Origin of the sequence: Brevibacterium sp. FAM 24630, from assembly GCF_049804075.1 — a bacterium.
In the GTDB taxonomy this organism is placed as follows: domain Bacteria; phylum Actinomycetota; class Actinomycetes; order Actinomycetales; family Brevibacteriaceae; genus Brevibacterium.
Map to the genome: position 1 here is coordinate 40,530 of NZ_JBNBZD010000023.1, position 21,032 is coordinate 61,561.

A 21,032-nucleotide genomic window follows, 5' to 3' on the forward strand; every position below is an offset into this window, starting at 1 on the left:
GCACATTGCGCGAATTCTCGGGTCGGTGATGGTCACAAAATCTCGGAAAAGCGGCATGATGGCCTTATGACCACAGATATGGATATTGCGCTCAGCGCCGAGCTCGATCCCATCGTCGACGTCGCCGCTGGGCTCGGCCTCGACATGAAGGACATCATTCCCTATGGCTGGACGAAGGCGAAGGTGCCGATCGACGTCCTCGACGCCGCAGCAGCGGACGCCTCGGACGGCAGGCTCATCCTCGTCACTGCCATGAGCCCGACCCCGGCCGGTGAAGGAAAGACCACGACGAGCATCGGCTTGGCCGACGGACTCAACGAACTCGCCCGCAGCCGACCGGAGGTCGGCAAGGCCGTGCTCGCGCTGCGCGAACCGAGCATGGGCCCGGTCTTCGGAATGAAGGGCGGAGCGGCCGGAGGCGGGTATGCCCAGGTCGTGCCGATGGAGGACATCAACCTCCACTTCACCGGCGACTTCGCGGCCATCGCCGCAGCGAACAACCTCGCCGCGACCATGCTCGACAATCACATCCACTTCGGCAACGACCTCGACGTCGACCCGCGGCGCATCCACATCCGTCGCGTTGTCGACCTCAACGACCGGGCGCTGCGCGGAGTCGTCGTCGGCCTCGGCGGCATCAACGGAAGCGTTCCCCGCGAGGACGCCTTCGACATCGTCGTCGCCAGCGAGGTTATGGCCGTATTCTGCCTGTCCACCTCGTTGACGGACCTCAAGGAGCGCCTCGGGCGCATCGTGCTCGCCCACAGTCGCGCCCGCGAACCCATCACCGTGGCCGACATCGGCGCGGCCGGGGCGATGACCGCGCTGCTGCGCAACGCCCTGGCACCGAATCTGGTCCAGTCTCTCGAGCACTCACCGGCGTTCATCCACGGCGGACCGTTTGCGAACATCGCTCACGGCTGCAACAGCCTGCTCGCGACGAAGGCGGGCCTGACGCTCGGCGACTGGGTCGTCACGGAGGCCGGATTCGGTGCCGACCTCGGGGCCGAGAAGTTCCTCGACATCAAGTGCCGCACGGCAGGCATCTGGCCCTCGGCCGTGGTTGTCGTCGCGACGCTGCGGGCACTGAAGTACCACGGAGGCGTCGACGTCAAGGACGTCAACGACACCGACGTCGACGCGGTCCTCGGCGGGATGAGCAACCTCGAACTGCACTGCAGGAACCTGCGCGAGATCTACGGACTGACCCCGGTCGTGTGCTTCAACCGGTTCCCCACGGACACCGACGAGGAGATGACCGCAGCGATCGCGCACCTGCGCGAGCTCGGGGTGGCCGCGGTCGAATCGACGCATTGGGCCGATGGCGGCAAGGGTGCGCTGGCGCTCGCCGAAGCCGTCGTCGAGGCTGCGGCCGGGTCGGGTGCCGGTGATGCCGGGCCCGCAGTCGATGACGGTTCGGTCTTCGTCGCGGGAACGGACTCCGGGGATGCCGAAGCGCCCGCGGTCGATCCTGCCTCCCGGGCACGTTTCAGCTACGACCTCGACCAGCCTCTCGAAGAGAAGATCCGGACCATCGCGCAGCGGATCTACCAGGCCGCCGATGTCGACCTGCCGCCCAAGGTCAAACGCAAGCTCAAGCAGTTCACCGACGAAGGGTACGGCGAGGCACCGATCTGCATCGCGAAGACCCAGTACTCGCTGAGCACGAACGGCAGCCTGCGCGGGGCCCCGACCGGTCACATCATCGAGGTCAAGGACGTGCGGCTGTCGGCCGGCGCCGGGTTCGTCGTCGTCATCGCCGGAGACATCATGACGATGCCCGGACTGCCGCGAAAGCCTTCAGCGCTGACGATCGACGTCAACGAGGACGGGAACATCACCGGCCTCTTCTGAGGGCTGTTCCGAGGCATGACGTCTGCGCCGGACTTGGCTGAGTGCGGCGGACGGTAGGGACCGCGGCCGTGTGGTGTGGGGCCGCTTCGGCGAACGTTGTCGAGGCGGCTACCTGCGGCGCGGGCGCTGCAGCCAAGGTCGCAGCAGCCGCGTGCTCATCGGCAGGAAGATGTAGGTCATCAGCGGTGTGAGGATGCAGATGTTGAGCAGCACGGCCAGAACCGTCGGCCAGCTCTGCAGGTGGGGCAGTAGGAGGAATGTTGAGAGCAGGCTGAGCGGGAAGAACGGCAGGAAGATGCTCACGGCCTGCTTCCAGCGCGGCGGCACGACCGTCTCGGGGATCGTGATCGTCTCCTCGCCCTGTGGTTCGAACCATCCTTCGATGCCGGTGCGATGCTCGACTCGGGTGATCTCGACGAGTTCTGCCGCGCTTTCGATCCACCAGCGGCGGTCCTCGGACTCGTCCCAGGCGCGCAGTGACTTCTCATCGGCGAACCGGTAGAGCAGATGCCATTCGTGCGAGTCCGGGGAGGTGCGCACCCATCCGGATCCCAGATAGCCTTCGCGTTCCCGAGCCAGCTCCTGGCCCGCCTGCACCCAGGCGTTGAACCGGCGGTGGTTGTCGGGATCGACGGTGCGAGTAATCGACACGGTGACGGGGGAGTGCTGAGGCATAGTGACGAGTATAAGGACCCCTCACCCCCTCCCCTTACTACCTGACGGCGGCCCAGCAACCTCGCGCGAGGTTGCTGGGCCGCCGTCACGTAGCAATTGGGGTCAGAAGCTGGGGAGGACGGAGCCGTCGGACCAGTTCTTCTCGATGAACTTCTTCACCTCGGGGGAGTGGAGGAGCTCGTCGAGCTTCTTGATGTTCTCGTCGTCCTTGTTCTCGGTGCGCACCGCAAGGAAGTTGCCGTAGGGGTTGTCCTCGGCCTCCTCGAGCAGGATTCCGTCCTTGGCCGGGCTCAGTCCCGCCTCGAGGGCGTTGTTGCCGTTGATGACCGAGGCATCGACGTCTTCGAGGGTGCGGGCCAGCTGAGCGGCATCGGCCTCGACGAACTTCACGTTCTTCGGGTTGTCCTCGACGTCGGAGAGCTTCGCGTCGATCGCGTCGACTCCGTCCTTGATGGTGATGAGCTTCGCGTCCTCGAGCATCTTCAGCGCCCGGCCCTGGTTGGACGGGTCGTTGTTGATGCCGATCTTCGCGTTCTTCGGAATGTCCTTGACGTCCTTGATGTCCTTCGAGAACAGGGCGAAAGGTTCGAGGTTGATGGGTTCGAAGCCGGTGAGTTCGTAGCCCTGGCCCTCGACCTCGGAATCGAGGTAGGGCTTGTGCTGGAAGTAGTTCGCGTCGATGTCGCCGTCGGACAGGGCCTTGTTCGGCAACGTGTAGTCCGTGTACTCGGTGACCTCGATGTCGAGGCCGGCATCCTCGGCGAGGTTCTCGTCGACGAACTTGAGGATATCGCCCTGCGGGACCGGTGTGGCACCGACCGTGAGCTTCGTGAGGTCGCCGTCCTTCTCGCCGACGGAATCGGTGCCGCCGCCGACGAGGCCGCAGCCCGAGAGCAGCAGGGTCGCACTCGCTGCGATCGCGATGAGCTTGGTCTTCATGATTCTCCTTGATGTGTGGTGTGGGTTGAAGTCAGTGGTTCAGGGGAGGCCGCGGACTGCTGTGGGAGACATCCCGCGCCGAGGCGGCTCAGCGGTGGTCGACCGCGCGGGCCAGACGATCGCCGATGACTTGAATGAGCGTGACGATGAGGACGAGGACGATGATGCAGGCGATCATCGTGTCTCCCTGGTAGCGGTTGTAGCCGTAGGAGATCGCGAGCGCACCGAGTCCGCCGCCGCCTACGGCACCGGCCATGGCGGTGTAGGACACCAGAGTCACCGAGGTGACCGTGGCGGCTCCGATGAGACCGGGTTTCGCCTCGGGGACGTAGACCTGACGGACCACCTGCCGGTTCGAGGCGCCCATCATCAGTGCCGCCTCGACCTTTCCTTCCGAGACCTCACGCAGCGAGTTCTCGACCAGCCGGGCATAGAAGGGGATCGCACCGATGGTCAGTGACACGACGGTCGCCTGCCACCCCAGTGCCGAACCGACGACGAAGCGGGCGAAGGGGATGAGCGCGATGATGAGGATGATGAAGGGGATCGAGCGGGTGACGTCGACGATGAAGGACAGCACCCGGTAGACGAACTGGTTCGAGTTCAGTCCGCCCTTCGAGGCGGTGAACAGCCAGATGCCCAGGGGCAGCCCGAAGAGGACGGCGAGTCCGGTCGACCAGGCGGTCATGAGCAGGGTCTCGATGGTCGCCGGCCACATCTGATCCGTGATCGCGGGGTTGTCGAACCACATGGGGTCATTCATCAGGCAGCCTCCTCCGCGTAGATTCCATCGGCCTTCAGCGCGCTGATCAGGCCCGTCGACTGGTCGGCCGAAGCCACCGTGAAGCGCAGCCGCCCGATCTGGCGGCCTTCGATCGTCTCGACGGCTCCGGCGAGGATTGCCTCGGCGCTGACTCCGGCCTTCTGCGCGGCGGTGAGCACGGTGGGCAGGTCGGTGCCGGCCAGGGACACCTCGACGAGGCGGCTGGCCCCATCGTCGATGCCGACCGGCGGAAGGGGGACGAGATCCTTCGCCAGGGCCGAACCGGGCTCAGCGATCACCTCGGCGAGTTTCCCGGTCTTCGCCACTTTGCCGTCGGCCAGCAGCGTCACGGAGTCGCAGATCTCGCGGATGACGGACATCTCGTGGGTGATGATGAGGACGGTGATGCCCAGCCGGTCGCGCAGGGAGCGGATGAGGGTGAGGATCTGCTCCGTGGTCGACGAATCCAGCGCCGAGGTGGGCTCATCGCACAGCAGCACCTTCGGTTCGGCTGCCAGCGCCCGGGCGATGCCCACGCGCTGCTTCTGTCCTCCGGAGAGTTGGGCGGGGTAGTTGTCGGCGTGGTCGCCGAGGCCGACGATCTCGAGCAGCTCACGGGCCTTGGCCAGCCGTTCGGCTTTGGGCGCACCGGCGATCTGCAGCGGGTGAGCGACGTTCTTGAGCGCTGTGCGCGAGTCGAGGAGGTTGACGTGCTGGAAGACCATGCCGATGCTGCGGCGCGCCTCGCGCAGGCCCGGTCCCGTCCGGTCGGTGATGTCGGTGCCGTCGATGGACACGGTGCCGGAGGTGGGGGATTCGAGTCCGGTCAGGCAGCGGATGAGGGTGGACTTGCCGGCGCCGGAGCGCCCGACGATGCCGTGGATCTCTCCGGCGGGGACCGAGAGGTCGATCTCCTCCAGGGCGACGGTGTCTCCGAACACCTTCCGCAGTGCGCGCAGTTCGATCACAGGCGCCTCCTCGTGTGGTTGACGGTCGCCGCGCACGGTGGTGGACAGCGAAAAATGGGGATGGGTCGACCTACGGTCCAGTAAGGCCGACGATTCAGGATGACAAGGAACGACGCAGAGCCCACAGGAAGATGTCACAAAAGGACGCATAACCGGGAGTTCGTGACCAAGCGCATACTCTTCGGGCCGCGCCTGCCGGCACGCGGATCCACGTTGTCTGCGCATGCTCAGGGGAGGGTGCATTGCTATTTCCCGTCCCGTAACCCGCAGTCCATGTCCGAGGCGTAAACCAGTGGAATCGACTCATCTGCGCACCGGTCCGGACTCGACCCGAGAGACCACACCACGACCGGAGCGCCCACACCACAAGGGGGCAGGGGATGCACGCAGAACCGGTGAGAATAGCGGCGATCGTTCCCTGCCACAACGAGGAGATCACCGTCGCCAATGTCGTCGGCGACCTCAAAGCCGCTGTCCCGGCCATCACGGTCTATGTCTACGACAACTGCTCGAGCGATCGGACCGCGCAGCACGCCGCCGCGGCAGGAGCCATCGTGCGCCGAGAGAACACCCCGGGCAAAGGCAACGTCGTCCGGCGGGCCTTCGCCGACATCGACGCTGACATCTATGTGATGATCGACGGCGACGACACCTACGAGGCGGCCCACCTGCCCGAGATGATCGAGACCCTCATCACCGGGCCCTACGACCACGTGCTCGGGGTCCGCCAGGACAACCAGGAGACCACGTCCTACCGGCCCGGACATGAGGCCGGGAACAAGATGTTCAACCAGCTCACCGGATGGCTGTTCGGTTCGCAGGTGTCCGATATGCTCTCGGGCTACCGCGTGTTCTCCCGGCGTTTCGTCAAGTCGTTCCCCGCGATCAGCCGCCGGTTCGAGATCGAGACCGAGCTGACCGTGCACACGATGTCTCTGCGCCTTCCCACCACCGAGGTGGCCGTCGACTTCCGGGACCGACCCGACGGAAGCGAGTCGAAACTCTCAACCGTCAAGGACGGGCTGCGCATCCTCGGGCTCATCTCGGCGCTGGTCCGGCACGAACGACCGCGTCTGTTCTACGGCACGCTCACCGTGCTGCTCGCGGCCGTCTCGCTCGTGTTCGGTCTGCCCGTGGTGTGGGAGTTCTGGCAGACCGGACTGGTGCCGCGGTTCCCCACCGCGATCCTCGCCACCGCGCTCATGGGCCTGGCCTTCCTGCTCGGCAGTGTCGGGCTGACCTTGGACGGGCTGCGCCGGGCGAGACGGGAGACCTCACGCTTGGTCTACCTCAGCCTGCCTGCCGTCAGCGGGTTTGCCGTCGGCCAGCGACGGACGCCGGGGCTGCCGGGGGACGGCGACGATCGGCTCGCCGAGCAGGTGCGGACGCGATTGGCTTCATGAGCGATCCGAAACAGCGGGCCCCTCGCCTCCTCCTGACCACCGGGGGTATCGGCGCCGGCCTCTCCCGTACACCTCGGCGCACGGCGCGCGCCTCAGCTCTCATGTGGGACGTACTGCTGGCGCTGCTCACCCTGGCCTGGTCCCTGGTGTTCATTCGGCTGTACTATCCGGGCCGCGCCAACGTCGACATCGTCGAGCAGTACCTGCAGGCCACCGGGAAGCATCCCTTCACCGATTGGCACCCGCCTGTGATGGGTGTGCTGTGGCGGGGTCTCATAGGGATCACCGGTGAGGCGGGAAGCCTGTTCGTGCTCCAGGTCGGAATGCTGGCTGCCGCCTCCTGGCTGGTCGGGGTGCTCGTCCATCGTTCGGGTGCGCCGAAGTGGGTGTCGCTGCTGGGGCCGACCATCATGTTCACGCCCTGGGTCATCTCGCAGATGACGACCCTGTGGAAGGACACGCAGATGGCTGTGGCGCTGCTGCTGGCTGTTCTGCTCATTGCCATCACCCGCTTCGTGCCCAAAGCCTGGCCGGTGTGGCTGCCGGCGCTGGTCCTGCTCGTCTATGCAGTCGCAGTGCGGAAGAACGCGATCTTCGCCGTCGTCCCCATCGCCGTCTACGGCGCGTACTGCCTGGGCAGTCTGTGGCGGAGGCGTCGAGGACGGGCGGAGAAGCGTCCGGTCTTGCTCACCGCAGTGATCTCGCTGGTCGTGCTCGTCCTCATCGGCGCGGGCGTCAAGGTCACCGACGCGACGATCGCTTCGCAGGTGGGTGTGGAGAAGACCGGGCAGATCTCCCAGATCTTCCTCGATGACGTGATGTTCTCCGTCCCCGACGCTGAACTCAAAGCCTCCGACGCCCCGACCGAGCTCACCGACCACATCAGTACGGCTCGTGAGAAGTGCTGGGCGAAGGGTGAGATCTGGGATTCGTACTGGAACTGCTTCGGCAAAGGGGAGAGCGGAGAGGACTTCTCACCGATCGCCCACCAGGATGCGCTCAGGCAACTGTGGCTCGACCATGTGATCACCCACCCGCTGCGCTATGCCGAATATCGCGCAGCCGTGTTCTCCTATTACTTCTTCAGCTCCGGCGTCGAATACTGGCCCGACGAGTGGCACTATGCAGCGACACGGGCCGGCATCGAGCAGGGGGACCCCAAGGCCGATTTCATCGTCCGACCCTATGTCGAGGACTTCGCCTTGGGCACGTTCCCGATGCTTTTCACCCCCTGGTTCTGGACCCTCGTCGCCGTCATCCTGCTCGGCCTCGCAGGCCGGGCACGGAAGCGGGCACACGGGGGCTCTGCCGTGATATCGGCGCGGGGAACAGCTGCGGCGCAGTCTGCGCTCGGAAGATCTGTGTTCGGCCACGGGTCGGCCGAGGCGCCACGCACGTTTTGGCCCGAGATCACGGCATTGGCCTCCTCGGCGCTGTGCTACATCTTCGGGTATTTCCCGGTCGTCCCGGCCAACCATTTCCGGTACACCTTCTGGCCGGCCTTGGCGGTGAGCGCTGCCGTGGTGCTCGCCCTGGCGATGTGGCGGCGCGGCGCAACTGGAGACGGTGTGCGGCGTTCCGGCGGCGACGCTTCCAACGCGTTGAACCGGGCCACACCGCGAAGTGCCGCGTCCAGCGAGCGCGGAACCTAGCCGCATAGACTGGTAGCAGCTATGAAAGAGTCTGCATCGGCCCGCCTTCGACGCCTCGCGGTGGAAGCCTTCAAGTTCCTCACCGTCGGCGGGTTCGGCTATATCGTCGATGTGGGGCTGTCGAACCTGCTGGCCTATGGCATCGGCCCGATCCCCGCCCTGCTCGAGGGCAGTCCGATCAAGTCGAAGATCATCTCGACGATTCTGGCCATGATCGTCGTGTGGATCGGCAACAAACTCTGGACCTACGGGGACCGACAGACCCCGTCGAATGTGCGTGGGATCGTCCTCTTCGTCGCCGTCAACCTCGCCGGCATGGTCATCTCGGTCATCCCGCTCGGTGTCACCTGGTACCTGCTCGACATGCGCGATCAGCTGACCTACAACCTCTCCACGAACGTCATCGGCATCGGCCTGGCTATGCTCTTCCGCTTCTACGCCTACCGCACCTGGGTCTTCAAGGACGAAGCCCCCGACACCGAGGTGGTCGTGGAGATGGACGGACTCAGCCGAGTCCCCGACGACCGGGATTGAGTTCCGCGGCGGCGCCACCGAAAAACGGGAGGAGCGTCGAGTCACGGCGGCCTGCACCCGTTTCTCGGCAGCCAGGCAGTTTCTCGGCGGTCAGCCCGAGCTGGGGAGAGCCTCAGCGCCGGTAGCGCAGCCTGCGGTAGGTGCGTACGAGAGGGGCCGGGGTCACGGTCCGCAGCTCGGCACGGATGAGCACACGCTTCTGCCTGAGCACCGCCGATCGGCGGTTCGGCAGCTGCCCGGTCCGGGCCCGCAGTGCGAGCAGCCCCAGGTGACGCCGCAGGGCACCGGTGACGGGATGGAAGTAGTTGCGGACCAGCCATTCAGGGGAGGGGAACCCGATCGACCCGGCGGCCACCTCGGCGAGGGTGCCGGTGGCGTCGGAGTCGGCGAAGACCTCGTTGAGCAGGTCGGCGCTGAAACCGAAGTCCGAGATCAGCAGGGTGGGGATGCCGCGATCGATGGATTCGAGCGCCGCGGTCGAGGAGACTGTGACCAGTCCGGCCCCGGGGACGAGGAACTCATCGAGGGGCCCGAACCCGAACTCGACGCGATCGGCGCCGGGCCGGCCCTGTTCGCGAAGCTCATCGAGGATCTCAACGTAGGAGTGCTGCTCGTGATGGGTCTCGAACTCGCCGGGACGGGATCGCAGCTTGATGACGGTCCTGGACTCGGGATGGCGGTGAGCGAAATCCGTGAGGGCCGCGACGATCGCGGTGCGATCCTCCGCCGACTGCGGGACCTTCGCCTGCGGTGCGAAGATCAGAGACTGCGGGATCCTCGCTGAGTCTCTCACCTGTGGAACCGAGGTCGATCGCAGCATCGGCAGGCGGGCCAGCAGGACCTCACAGGGCACCTGCGCAGCGGTGCTGGCCTCGGTGTACGCGGCCACCTCGGCGGTCGAATGGGCGATGAAGGCATCCATGAGCCGGCGATAATTCATCCCCTTGCGGCTGGCCGGCAGGCCCATTCCGGGCAGACCGGACAGGAGCGCGGCGCGGTCGGCGCGGGTGTGCGCGGTGAGGAAGACCTGGGCGACGATCGGTCCGGTGGCGGCGCCGAGGACGATGTCGGGGGAGTGGTCGGCGATGATCTGGGCGAGGTCGGTGCGGGAGATGACGGGGATCTCGCGGTGCTGCCAATCGGTGCCGGCGACGGCGCTGGCGATCTGTTCGTCGGTCGGCAGGATCGGACTGTCGATGAGGAAGACTCGGCCCTCGACATCCGGAAGGGTCGACAGCAGCTGGGTCGCCCACTTGAGATAGGACTCGCTGTCGGAGACCGAGAGGATGCGGATCGGCTCGGAGCCCTGTGATCGGCGAGGAGGCAGGACGGGCCCGCTGAAGTAGGGATCCGCTGGTTCAGGAATCGTCATCAGCCTTGACCGATTGGGCGTTGAGGGACTGTCGCAGACTATCGGGCGAGGCCCCGGTCCACCACTTCGCGGGGATCTCGGTGACGTCGATGGTGACCTCCGGATTGAGCACCGCCAAGGACACCGCGGCGGTCGAAGGCAGGCTGCGGATCGTCGAATCCGGCGGCAGGTTGATCAGCCGCAGCTCGATCGGGAGACCGAGGTTCTTGATCCGCACCCGATCGTCGCGGGCGAGATCGGCGAGGAACTCCTCGGTCTCACGCCGGTGCGGGTAGTAGGTGATCGACCCGTGGGCGTCGATGATGTCACCCACCCACGCCCGGTAGGCCATCGCGTCGATGAGCCCATCGGCGGCCAGTGACGAACCGATGACCGGGTTGTCACGCGGGTGACTGCCGCCGGTAGGCAGGGTCTGGAGGTGTTCGAACTTGTGACGGGTGATCTCGCCCCCGACCTTGAGGAACGCTGTGCGCAACGGCTTCGCCACCGGCAGTGCGGTATGCCAACGCAGTTTGCCCACCGTCGCCAGACCCCGCAGCCGGTCGGCGACGTGCGCGGCCATGACCGTGCGGGAGGCCTTGAGCTTCTGCCGCGGCCGGACGAGGGGACCGCGCTTGGCGGTGAGGATCTCGATCGTCGAATACGTGGCCAGACCGTCGTCGAGGATGACGACCTCGGGCATGCGACGCTCCAGATACGCAAGCGCCAAGGCTTTGTGCACCTGACCGGAGCAGGCATCGCCGAGGTAGATCCGATCGAAGTGCGTCTTGCGCAGCAGTTTCGGCTTCGCTCCGTCGCGTTCGAGGCGGACGTTCTTCGGCAGCCAGTCGGTGTCGAAGGCGTCGAGGAAGGAAGTCATCCCCTTCGCGCTCGCCCGCGCTCGGATGAGCAGATCCTCGGTCGGCTCGTGGGATTCGAGAGCGGAGAGGAACTGCAGAGGGGATTCGACGAAGGCGACCGAGGCGAGCCCGGTGCCCTTCTTCTCGGCAGTATTCTCCGCTGTCGTCTCGACAGTCTTCTCGACAGCCTTCTGGGTCTTCTTCGGGTTCGTCGCAGTATTCTCAGCCATGAGCAGCTCAGCCATTCTTCCTCAGCTTCGATGTATCGACGGTGATGCCGTAGTCCTTGAGCACGTGCTGTGTGCGTTTCGCCTGCGAGATCAGTCGCTGTTTGGCAGCGCTGAGCGTCTTCCGATGCCGGGGCATCTCCAGCCGCCCGGGCAGATCGAGCGCGGTCAGTCGTTTGCGCTTGAAGTACTTCATATCCGGTCCGCCGACCGCACCGTCGAGGAAGTCGATCGCCTTCTGCCGCAGATACGAGGCGGACTTCGACTGCATGCAGTACGTGACGGCATCGATGAGCGGATTGAGGTCACGCGGCGCACCTGACCCGGCGGGCGCACCTGACCCGGCCCCCGCCTCGGCGAGGGTGTCCGGGAGGGCATACCTGCCCGAGTGGAGGGCGTCGATGATCGTCAGCGGGATGCGGTTGCTGTTCTGATACGGCGCGAGTGCGGCCAAGAGCTCCGTGGTGCCGACGGCCGCGGTCGCACAGCCGTAGAGTCCCTTCGCGGTCGCCAGCCCGGTCGAGAAGCAGGAGACGACGAGTTCGGGGCGAGTGGCGGAGACGACGATCTCGGCGAGCAGCGGAACATCGGCGAGGACGAAATCGAGTCCGAGTTCCTCACTGCGCCGTCGCAGCGGTCCGATCGTCGTCCGCGCCGAGGTGGGGTGTGGCTTGAAGACCACCGTGCTCAAGCCGGCGTCCTTGACCACGTCGAGCATCTGCAGGTGCAGGTCGAGTTCCTCCTCCGCCGTGATGAGGTCGAGCTGCGCGAGGTACTGCCCGAGCACAAGGGCACTGGACTCGATCGGCGCATCGAGGTTGGCACTGGCCAAGTCATCGGCCACCTCGGCGGTCATGTCGTCGATGACCTTGGCGAGGTCCGCTGCCGGCAGCACCACCCGCTCGGGTCCGTGTTCGGCCAGCTGACGGGGAGTGATGCCCGGCAGCAGATCCGTGTAGCAGATCGCCCGCAGCCGCTGCCACTGCGGCAGGGTGAGCGGATTGCGGATCGGACCGTAGCTCATCAGTCCGTCGGAGTGGACGCTGATATCGGCGGTGGCGAAGATCTGCGTGAGAGCGCCGGCCGGGTGGCTGGGCAGGGATTCGACGATGAGTTCAAGCGGTTCCGCCTCGGCGATGTCCCACTCCCGGCGCAGGGCACGCTCCATGATCGGGGCGCGTTCGCCGGAGATGCCGAACGCCTTCGGATGGTTCGGCCAGATCGTGGCGTTCCAATCGACGACGAGGTCGAAGTCACTCAGCAGCCCCGCCGACCCGGGCATGGCATCGGCAGCCGGGGTGAGCTCGGGAGAGACGGAATTGTTCGCCACGACGAGGATCCGGCGCCGCTGCGGCTCACCGAGGCGGCCCGCGCGGATGAGAGCGGACAGATTCGCGAGCTGGTACTGGGTGGAGATCTCGATGATCTGGGTCATCAGCGGGCCCTCCTGACGATCGGGTCGATCACGGGCAGCCGGCGTTCGCCGTAATTCGTCAGCGCGAGGTCGATGACGTCGTCGCCGATGGTCTTGAGCGTGTGCACCGCGCCGATGTTGAGCTTCTCGCGCACCTCCCGTGACATCGACGAGCCGCGGTTGACGATCTGGAAGTAGAGGATGGACAGAAAGTTGCGCACGGCTTTGTGCTCGAAGCGGCGGAACTCCGGTCTGGCTTCGAGCATCGCGAAGACCGAACGGAAGGCGGGGATGAAGTCGAGCTGACGCTCGTCGAAGATCGCCGTCAACGAGGTGGTGCTGCCCTTCCGATAGCACAGGCCCGCCGTGTCGACGACGGCGAAGGAATCGGCTTCGAGGTGGTGACGCCACGTCCAGGGGCGGTCCTCGCAGGTGCGCAGGTCCGGCCTGAAGTCGAGCAGCCCGCGCTCGGCCATGGACCGGGAGTAGATGCCGGTCCAGCATTCGGGGAAGTCGACCATCGTCGAGGCGTCATGCGGCAGGATGTGGTCGCGCGGGTCCAGCGCCGTGTTGTGCTTGGCACACGGTGCCCGCCGCAGCTTCCGATTGAAGCCGTTGACGATGAGGTAGTTCGTCTTCACGAAATCCACGCCGAGTCCGGTGATCGCGTCGGTGAGCGAACGCAGGTGACCGGGGGCGTACCAGTCGTCGGCGTCGAGGTAGGTGATGGTGCGTCCGGTCGAGGCCTCGAGGGCGATGTTGCGGGCGGTGGAGACCCCACGTGATTCCGGGTTGTGGATGTCGACGAGATTGAGCCGATCGGCATACTCGCCGATCACCCCGGCAGTGTCATCGGTCGAACCGTCGTTGACGACGATGACCTCGAGTTCGTTGGCGGCGAAGTCCTGGTTGACCAGGCTCTGAAGAGTTCCACCGAGGGTGTCCTCGGCATCCTTCGCCGCGATGACGACGCTGACGACTGGTGGGGGCATGTGGTCCTTTCGCGAGCCGGAGGGGACGGGCGGACCTGACCCCTCCGCGGTGTCCGGGCGGCGGCCCGAGTGGTCCGGGTGCCGGCCCGGGTGGGCTGCTGGCACGTCCGAACGATCGTAGAAGTGAGAAGAGAACGGAAAGTGGCGCGCAGGTGTCCGGGAATGTTCGCCTTCGTTCACCTGGTGTTCTTCCGCCGCCCATAGTCTTGGCCGATGCGGAGCCTGCGACTCTTCCACTTCGACATCCCGACCTGGGGCAACTTCGGCGACAAGGCACTGTTCCCGGTGGTCAGGGACGCCTTCCGGGTCCTCGGCGGGACGGATTCCGGGCAGGCGGAGCCGAACTTCACGTTCGCCTCGGCGGCGGCACTGCGACGCGAAGTCGACGAGGCGGCCGTGGCCCGGATCAACGCCACCGCCGATGCCGTCGTCATCGGCGGGGGAGGACTGTTCCTCCAGGACACGAACCCGAACCGGCTGTCCGGGTGGCAGTGGAAGATCTCCGCCGAGGCGCTCGCCGCCCTCGACGTGCCCCTCATCGTCTACGCGGTCGGGGACAACAGGTTCCCCGGGCAGCCGGAGTTCGACGAACTCATGCGCACCCACGTCGGACAGGTGCTCGACCGGTCGGCCTTCTTCGGCCTGCGCAACACCGGATCGATCGACACCATGAGCCGAGTGCTGGGACAGCGGGAGCGGATCGCGTTCCAGCCGTGCCCGACGACGATCCTCGATCACCTGTACGCGCCATTGGCCGGGCGGAGACCCGACCCGCGAGAGAAGACCGTGGCGATCCAGATGCTCGTCCACGCGCGGCAGATCGCTGCCGGATACGACGCGACGACCATCCACGAGGCGACCGTGCGTGCCGCGCGGATCCTCGTGGACAAGGGGTGGACAGTGCTGAGCACACCGTTCCATCCCGACGACGCCGAGGTCTCGGCCAGGATCGTCGCCGAGGTGGCCGGAGTCGAAGAGGTGCGACTGTACGGCCATGACGTCGGGTTCTTCTCCGGCCTCGAGTTCTTCGCCTCGGTTCCGTATGTGCTCGGCGGGCGCGGGCACGCACAGATGATCCCGTTCGGGGTCGGCTCGATCCCGGTCTCCCTGGATCTGCACGCGAAGCTCGGCTATTTCGCCGCCGACATCGGTCACCCGGAGCTCGTGGTGCCGGTCGGGCCGGAGGGAACGAGACCCGTCGCCGAGGCGGGCGGTGCGGATTCGGCCGCCTCCATGCTGCCCATGGGTTCGGCGTTGCTGCCCATAGGTTCGGCGTTGGACCGCGCCGAGGCGGCCGATGTGCTGGCCGACCGGATGGTCTCTGGCCTCGAGGAGGCGTACTCGCACGGTGCCGAGCTGCAGGCCGACCTCGCCGACACCCGTGCCCGGTTTGCGGCGATCACTGCGGAGAATCTCGCCGGCATCCGCGACTCGCTGCGTGCGCGGTCCCACCCGACGCCGTCTCTGCCCGGCCGAGCCGAGACACCCGTGGGCACAGCAGGGGACAGCCTCGCCGGCTCGCCTCTGCGTCCGGTAGGGGACGGGCTTGCCGGCTCGCCTCTGCGAACGGTAGGGGACGGCTTTGCCGGCTCGCCTCTGCGCGCCGCGGGGGACGGCTTTGCCGGCTCGCCTCTGCGCGCCGCGGAGGACATCCGTGCCGAGGAGTTCCACGTCGCTGCCATCGCCGAATCCGAGGAGGTCGCGGCTCAGCAGGCTCGCGCCCTCGCTCGGGCCGATCGCGATCTCGCCCATGCCCGACGAGAGCACACACAGACCCTCGACGATGTTCGGAAGCGAGCCCGGGCGCGACTGCGAAGTGTCGAGGAAGACCGTGATGATGCGCTCGCCGAATCCCGACGGCATCGCGCCGAGGTCGTCGAACTCGAACAGCGGATCGCCGATATCTCCGCCGCGGAAGAACACGCCCGTCAGGCCCTCGAAGCCGAGCGCGGCCGCACTGCCGGTGAAGTGGCACGAGTCCTCGCCCGGAAGATTCGGCACGGAATCGGGTGGAGGATCCGCCGGCTCACCGCGATTCGTCGACGCTGACGATAACGGCTCGGCCACCTCGGCGAGAGTGGAGGGGACCGAGCCTGCCAACGGCGAGGGAACGCGAAACGGCGCCACCGCCTCGGTGAGGTGATGGCGCCGAATCAGCGCTTGCGTCCGAACTCTGCCGGGTGTCAGGTGAGGGTCAGACCGTGACCTTGCGCAGCGAATCGATCTTCGACTCCTCGCCCGGCATGACGCGCTTGTGCCCGTCGCCGAACGCGGATTCGAGGACGCGCACACCCTTGACGAGCGAGGCGAACTCGCGCGGCTCCATCGACGCGGACTGGTCCGAGCCCCACATCGAGGAGTCGAGTGTGATGTGACGTTCGATGGTCACCGCACCCAGGCCGGCGGCGGCGAAGGAGACCTCGAGGCCGAGCTCGTGACCGGAGTAGCCGACGGGCACTCCGTAGCGCTGCCGCATGGCCGGGATCGCCTTGAGGTTGACCTCTTCGGGCGGCAGCGGGTAGGTCGAAGTGGCGTGCATGAGCACGAGCTTGTCGCGATCGAAGACCTCGACGGCACGGTCGAGGGTCTCCCAGTCGGACATGCCCGAGGAGCACAGGACGGGCTTGCCGGTGGCGGCGATGACCCGCAGGAGCTCGAAGTCCGTCAGCGAGGCCGAAGCGACCTTGTAGGTCAGCGCATCGAATTCGTTCTCGAGGAAGTCGACGGAGTCGGTGTCCCACGGGGAGGCGAACCACTGCAGTCCGACTTCCTTCGCGTAGCGGTCGATCTCGGTGTATTCGTCGACGCCGAATTCGACGCGGTGCTTGTAGTCGATGTAGGTCATCTCGCCCCACGGGGTCGAGCGCATCTTCGACTTCTGGTGTTCGGGAACGGCCACCTCGGGGTTGCGCTTCTGGAATTTCACAGCCTGGGCACCGGCGGTGACGGCGACGTCCATGAGCTGTTTGGCGATGTCGACGTCTCCGTTGTGGTTGATGCCGATCTCACCGATCATGTACACGGGCTGGTTCGGGCCGACGAGGTGTTCTCCGATGGCCACGGGGGCGAATTGATCAGTCATGAAACCTGCTTTCGGTTGGCACGCGCCGAGGCTGCGTGGTTGGTGAGCAACGACCGTTGCTGCTGGGTGGACGGTTGGCTGTCTGTGAAAGTCGATGGGTGTCCTGTGGCGGTCCGCAGCGAGGTCAGGGTCGGGCCGGCAGGGGATCCGGCCGCCTCGGCGGGGATCGGGATGAGGTCGCAGACCTCACGAACGGCGCCCCTGCCTCCGGGACGGTCGAGGACCACCCGGGCGGCGGCGAGGACCTTGGGGTGGGCGTCGGCGACGGCGACGGGCCAGCCGACGACGTCGAAGGCTTCGAGGTCATTGATGTCGTTGCCGACGTAGGCCACCCGGGCCGGGTCGAGACCGTTGGTGTCGATCCAGGCGCTGAGGATGTGGGCCTTGTTGTCGATGCCCTGGGCGACGTCGACGTTGAGCTTCTCAGCGCGACGGGTCACGACCGGGTTGCGTTCCTTCGACAGGATCATCACCGGGACCCCGGACTTCACGAGGCGGGAGATGCCCATGCCGTCGCCGCGGTGGACGCGGACCTGTTCGTTGCCGTCCTCGTCGACGTAGGCGCCGTCGTCGGTGTGGACGCCGTCGAAGTCGGTCACCAGGGCGTCGACGTCGATGACCTGGGCAGTCTCCTGGGTGGAGGCGATGGCGCGGACGAGGGTGAGGTCGGACATGTCGTCGATCTCGCGGGCGTGCTCGGGAGGGACTTCCTCGATGCCGATGCGGCCGAAGAAGCGGTGTTCGTGTTCGAGCAGGCCAGCAGTGCGCATGACGTAGAAGGCGCCGGTCTCGTTGAAGTGCTTGGCTCGGTCCTGGCGGCGGGGACGGAAGTTTGCCTCATGTCCGACGGCCACGGCCTGGGTGGCGTCGTCGAGGCGCCACAGGAACGAGTGGTCCTCGACGGCGGAGAACACGACGTCGGCCTCGTCGTCGCGGACCGTGCGGACGGCGTTCTCGATCGAGGCGGAGTCGATGAAGGGGGAGGTGCACTGCATGAACACGGTGATGTCGAAGTCCTCGTCGAGGGTCGACAGCGTGTGGATGAGAGCGGATTCGCTGGTCGCGGTGTCGCCGGCGATCTCGGCGGGACGGTGGGCCACCTCGGCGCCGGCGCGTTGAGCTTCGGCCGCGATGCCGTCGTGGTCGGTAGAGACGACGACGCGACTGATGCTGGGGCTGGCCTGGGCGGCGTTGATGGCGCGGGCCAGCAGCGAGACTCCCGCGACCTTCTGCAGGTTCTTCAGCGGGATGCCCTTCGATCCGCCGCGCGCCGGGATGATGGCCACCGCGCGGGGTGTGTGGGGTGTGGGTTCGGCGTGTGGCGTGCCGGTCGGTGTGGCGTGGGGTGTGCCGGCTGGTTCGGCGGGTTCGGCGTGAAGCGTGCCGGCTGGTTCGGCGGGTTCGGCGTGAAGCGTGCCGACTGGTGCGTTGGGTTCGGCGTGTAGCGTGCCGGCCGATGTCGAAGTGGTGCGTTCTGCCGGTGTCTGCTCGGGGGCGTTCGCGGCAGTGGGGGCGCTTTCTGCCGCTTCGCTTGCGGCCGTGGTGGTGCTCGCAGCCGGCGTCTGCTCGGGTGCGTTGGGTGCGTGGGTCGTCGAAAGCTCATTCACAATGATTCGACGCTAACGACGCGGTGTTACCTCCAGGTGAACACGCCATGTCGCCGAGGCGACCCTTCGGTGGCGAAGCCGTGACGGACCGCCTGAAGCGTCGACGAGAGCGGTGGCGTGCAACGTTTCTGCAGGTGGCGGTCGCAGGCGGCTGAGGCAGCGGTCGCGACAACTTTGCGCGGCAGCTGGAGCGGCCCGGGCAATGGCTTCGGGTGGGCTGGTGGCGACGACTTGTGGCTGCGAAGCACCCTTTGCGTCGTGGGTGGGCCGCTTGAACACTTTTCGTCCATTTCATCAGGACGCGAACTGACTGCTTGGACGAAAAGTGGAAATTCGTGGACGAAACCTGGAAGAGGCCGGACGAAATATAGAAGTGCGTGGACGAAAGCTGGTTTCGGGCCCGGGGCAGCGGCGTGAGAGGCCGACGAAGCGCGGCACCCAGCGGTCAAACGGTCAGGAGTCAGGTATCCCGCGGCCAAACGGTCAGCGGTCAGGTACCGCGCGGCCAAACGATCCACGGCCAGGTAGCCTGCGGCCAGACGGTCAGCGCCAGGTGATGTTCCACATGCGGTCGTTCCAGGCAGAGAACGGGATGACTTCGCCGGTGTAGACGGGCCAGAAGTAGGCGAAGGCGAGGACTGCCGCCGCGAGGATGATGCCGACAGTGAATCGGCGAGCGAACAGAGCCGCTGAGATGCGAACGAATCTCCGCTTCGCTGCACTGCCGACCCCAGCCACACCGCTGCCCCCGGCACGAGCTGCACTCCCGGCACGACCTACACTCCCGGCACGACCTACACTCCCGGCCTCTGCCGCACCGTTGCCACGACCGCCACGAGCCGCACTCCCGCCCCCTGCCGGACTACGGTCCCTGCCCGCGTGACCCCACAGCAGCGAGAGGCAGTAGGTCACGGCGAGCACCACGAACGGCACCATGACGATCGTGTAGAAGGTGAAGATCGTCCGGTCCTGGTAGGCGAACCAGGGCAGCCAGGTCGCGGCGAGGCCGCCGAGGATGACGGCCGGGCGAACATCGCGGCGGATGATCCATACGACAAGGCAGATGAGCAGGGCGAACGGTGCCAGTCCCCAGATGACGGGGTTGCCGACCGAGGTGATCGCCGAGGAGCACTTCTCCGCCACACACCCCATCGAACCGTGGTCGTAGGACTCGTAGTAGAACGACGTCGGCCGCCATTGCACGATCCAACCCCACGGGTTCGACATGTACGGGTGCTCGGAGTCGAGACCGACATGGAACGAATACGCCGTGTAGTGGTAGTGCGCCAGCGACGGCAACCACTGCAGCCAGTCCGGCAGCGACTGCCACCAGCCGAAGTTCTCGGCCGCCCACTGCCGATCCCACGCATCGGTCGACCGGATCCAGCCCGACCAGCACGCCAGATAGGTGACGAACGCGACCGGCACGAACTTGAGGAACGACATGATGCTGTCGCGAATGAGCGCGCCCAGCCACGGGTGCACGACCCCGGCCCGATGCCGCGAATGCACATCCCACGCGACGAGGAGAATCCCGAACACCGCAGCCGCGTACAGGCCCGACCACTTCACGCCCATCGCCAGACCGATGCTGATTCCCGCGGCGATGATCCAGGGACGCACGCCGAGGCGGGGCCCGAAATTGATCTCGTCCCGCCGTTTCCGGTGGCGCCTTCGTTCCTCGGCAGTGGGGACGGAGACCGGTACGGAAGCGACGGATCCGGGGGAATCTGCGGAAGCGACGGATCCGTGGGAGTCTGCGGAGGGGGTGGCCGCCTCGGCGGGGGACTGCCGGTGCGGTTCGGCGCGCGTGGGGGTGAGGCTTCCGCTCTCAGAGGTGCGCTGGGTCCAGGTGGCCAGACGCTTCGTGACGAATTCGCGATCGAGGAGGATGAAGAAGAAGGCGAGGAGGACGAAGGCCATGAGCACGATGTCGAGCAGGCTCGTGCGGGAATGGACGAAGTGCTCGCCGTCGATGGCGAGCAGGCCGGCGGCAACGCAGGCGAAGAACGGTGAGCGCAGCAGCTTCCAGGCGATGACGCCCATGAGGAAGATCGTCAGAGTGCCGATGATCGCCACGGAGAAGCGCCAGCCGAACGAATCGTCGGCACCGAAGATGTCCATGCCTGCGCCGATGAGCCATTTGCCCAACGGCGGGTGGACGACGTATTCGGGACTCGGTTCGATGACGCTGGGGTCGCCGGCGTTGAAGGAGTCGTCGGCGTTCTCCGGCCACGAGCGTTCGTAGCCGAAGTTGAAGACCGAGTAGCCGTCCTTGACGTAGTAGGTCTCGTCGAAGATCAGTCGGTGGGGAAAGCCGAGGCGGAACAGACGCAGGGCCAAGCCGATGACGGTGATGACGAGCAGCGCCGGCCACATCCACACGGGGGCGCGGGTCGCCCACATGCCGGCGTGGAAGGTCTTCCGGCGCATGGCTGCGGCTCCGACGCGGACCTTTTCGCGGTGCCTGGCCCGGCGCTCGCGGGCGATGCGCCTGGTGGGGGCCGGGGAGTCTGCGGTGTGTGTCATCGCCTTCCAGTTTAGCCTTGATCCACCGATGCGAGTGTCCGAGTCCATCCGCGCATGAAATGGAAATGCCCCTCCTGAACTGGGAAAATGGTGATGTTCTAAGTCTCCATATCCCACACAGAAAGGGGCACCTCTCAGGTGCTATTCAACCACACACCCACGACTGTGTCCCACTCCTTCGA

Annotated in this window: 16 protein-coding genes; 5 read left to right on the forward strand and 11 right to left on the reverse strand. The window is 66.3% G+C overall.

The window, feature by feature from the left end; all coding sequences use genetic code 11:
- Nucleotides 1-66: 66 nt before the first annotated feature.
- Nucleotides 67-1,854, forward strand: a complete 1,788-nt coding sequence (locus ACPUD7_RS14935) for a formate--tetrahydrofolate ligase (protein WP_425120341.1) — start codon at nucleotides 67-69, stop codon at nucleotides 1,852-1,854.
- A gap of 108 nt (nucleotides 1,855-1,962) precedes the next feature.
- Here the strand turns inward: ACPUD7_RS14935 and ACPUD7_RS14940 are convergent, their stop codons facing one another.
- From ACPUD7_RS14940 to ACPUD7_RS14955, 4 genes are all read right to left on the reverse strand, one after another.
- The gene (locus tag ACPUD7_RS14940; RefSeq protein WP_135540374.1) at nucleotides 1,963-2,529 is read right to left on the reverse strand and encodes an antibiotic biosynthesis monooxygenase; all 567 of its coding nucleotides are present in this window, start codon (nucleotides 2,527-2,529) and stop codon (nucleotides 1,963-1,965) included.
- A 102-nt stretch (nucleotides 2,530-2,631) separates the two neighbouring features.
- Nucleotides 2,632-3,468, reverse strand: a complete 837-nt coding sequence (locus ACPUD7_RS14945) for a MetQ/NlpA family ABC transporter substrate-binding protein (RefSeq protein WP_135540372.1) — start codon at nucleotides 3,466-3,468, stop codon at nucleotides 2,632-2,634.
- A gap of 88 nt (nucleotides 3,469-3,556) precedes the next feature.
- Entirely contained in the window at nucleotides 3,557-4,231 is a 675-nt protein-coding gene (locus ACPUD7_RS14950; protein ID WP_135540370.1) for a methionine ABC transporter permease, read from the reverse strand.
- Nucleotides 4,231-5,199: a methionine ABC transporter ATP-binding protein gene (locus tag ACPUD7_RS14955; protein WP_425120342.1), complete on the reverse strand. Its 969-nt coding sequence runs from the start codon at nucleotides 5,197-5,199 to the stop codon at nucleotides 4,231-4,233. The genes ACPUD7_RS14950 and ACPUD7_RS14955 overlap by 1 nt, the downstream gene beginning before the upstream one ends.
- 380 nt (nucleotides 5,200-5,579) lie before the next feature.
- On the opposite strand from ACPUD7_RS14955, the gene ACPUD7_RS14960 reads away from it, so the two are divergent.
- The 3 genes from ACPUD7_RS14960 to ACPUD7_RS14970 are packed head-to-tail and all read left to right on the forward strand — an operon-like array spanning nucleotide 5,580 to nucleotide 8,788.
- Nucleotides 5,580-6,602: a glycosyltransferase gene (locus ACPUD7_RS14960; RefSeq protein WP_425120343.1), complete on the forward strand. Its 1,023-nt coding sequence runs from the start codon at nucleotides 5,580-5,582 to the stop codon at nucleotides 6,600-6,602.
- Nucleotides 6,599-8,254 (forward strand): hypothetical protein, encoded by a 1,656-nt coding sequence (locus ACPUD7_RS14965; protein WP_425120344.1) that lies wholly within the window; start codon nucleotides 6,599-6,601, stop codon nucleotides 8,252-8,254. Before ACPUD7_RS14960 ends, ACPUD7_RS14965 begins: the two co-directional genes overlap by 4 nt.
- Before the next feature lie 21 nt (nucleotides 8,255-8,275).
- The gene (locus ACPUD7_RS14970) at nucleotides 8,276-8,788 is read left to right on the forward strand and encodes a GtrA family protein (RefSeq protein WP_425120345.1); all 513 of its coding nucleotides are present in this window, start codon (nucleotides 8,276-8,278) and stop codon (nucleotides 8,786-8,788) included.
- Nucleotides 8,789-8,900: 112 nt separating this feature from the next.
- Here ACPUD7_RS14970 and ACPUD7_RS14975 read toward each other — a convergent pair whose 3' ends face one another.
- Genes ACPUD7_RS14975 through ACPUD7_RS14990 form a run of 4 tightly spaced genes read right to left on the reverse strand, consistent with a single transcriptional unit; the run spans nucleotide 8,901 to nucleotide 13,632 of the window.
- Nucleotides 8,901-10,160, reverse strand: coding sequence for a DUF6716 putative glycosyltransferase (locus ACPUD7_RS14975; protein WP_425120346.1), 1,260 nt, complete (start codon nucleotides 10,158-10,160; stop codon nucleotides 8,901-8,903).
- Complete coding sequence (locus ACPUD7_RS14980) at nucleotides 10,147-11,244, reverse strand: hypothetical protein (protein ID WP_425120347.1); 1,098 nt, start codon at nucleotides 11,242-11,244, stop codon at nucleotides 10,147-10,149. The genes ACPUD7_RS14975 and ACPUD7_RS14980 overlap by 14 nt, the downstream gene beginning before the upstream one ends.
- Nucleotides 11,237-12,661, reverse strand: a complete 1,425-nt coding sequence (locus ACPUD7_RS14985; RefSeq protein ID WP_425120348.1) for a polysialyltransferase family glycosyltransferase — start codon at nucleotides 12,659-12,661, stop codon at nucleotides 11,237-11,239. The genes ACPUD7_RS14980 and ACPUD7_RS14985 overlap by 8 nt, the downstream gene beginning before the upstream one ends.
- The gene (locus ACPUD7_RS14990; protein ID WP_425120349.1) at nucleotides 12,661-13,632 is read right to left on the reverse strand and encodes a glycosyltransferase family 2 protein; all 972 of its coding nucleotides are present in this window, start codon (nucleotides 13,630-13,632) and stop codon (nucleotides 12,661-12,663) included. Before ACPUD7_RS14990 ends, ACPUD7_RS14985 begins: the two co-directional genes overlap by 1 nt.
- 213 nt (nucleotides 13,633-13,845) lie before the next feature.
- On the opposite strand from ACPUD7_RS14990, the gene ACPUD7_RS14995 reads away from it, so the two are divergent.
- On the forward strand, nucleotides 13,846-15,681 hold the full coding sequence (locus ACPUD7_RS14995) for a polysaccharide pyruvyl transferase family protein (protein ID WP_425120350.1): 1,836 nt from the start codon (nucleotides 13,846-13,848) through the stop codon (nucleotides 15,679-15,681).
- A gap of 145 nt (nucleotides 15,682-15,826) precedes the next feature.
- Here the strand turns inward: ACPUD7_RS14995 and ACPUD7_RS15000 are convergent, their stop codons facing one another.
- The 3 genes from ACPUD7_RS15000 to ACPUD7_RS15010 form a co-directional block, all read right to left on the reverse strand.
- Nucleotides 15,827-16,714 (reverse strand): N-acetylneuraminate synthase family protein, encoded by an 888-nt coding sequence (locus ACPUD7_RS15000; protein WP_425120351.1) that lies wholly within the window; start codon nucleotides 16,712-16,714, stop codon nucleotides 15,827-15,829.
- Nucleotides 16,711-18,000 carry a cytidylyltransferase domain-containing protein gene (locus ACPUD7_RS15005; protein WP_425120353.1) on the reverse strand — a complete coding sequence of 430 codons (1,290 nt, stop codon included), beginning with the start codon at nucleotides 17,998-18,000 and terminating at the stop codon, nucleotides 16,711-16,713. The genes ACPUD7_RS15000 and ACPUD7_RS15005 overlap by 4 nt, the downstream gene beginning before the upstream one ends.
- Nucleotides 18,001-18,864: 864 nt before the next feature.
- Nucleotides 18,865-20,850 (reverse strand): dolichyl-phosphate-mannose--protein mannosyltransferase, encoded by a 1,986-nt coding sequence (locus tag ACPUD7_RS15010; RefSeq protein WP_240689873.1) that lies wholly within the window; start codon nucleotides 20,848-20,850, stop codon nucleotides 18,865-18,867.
- Nucleotides 20,851-21,032: the final 182 nt, after the last annotated feature.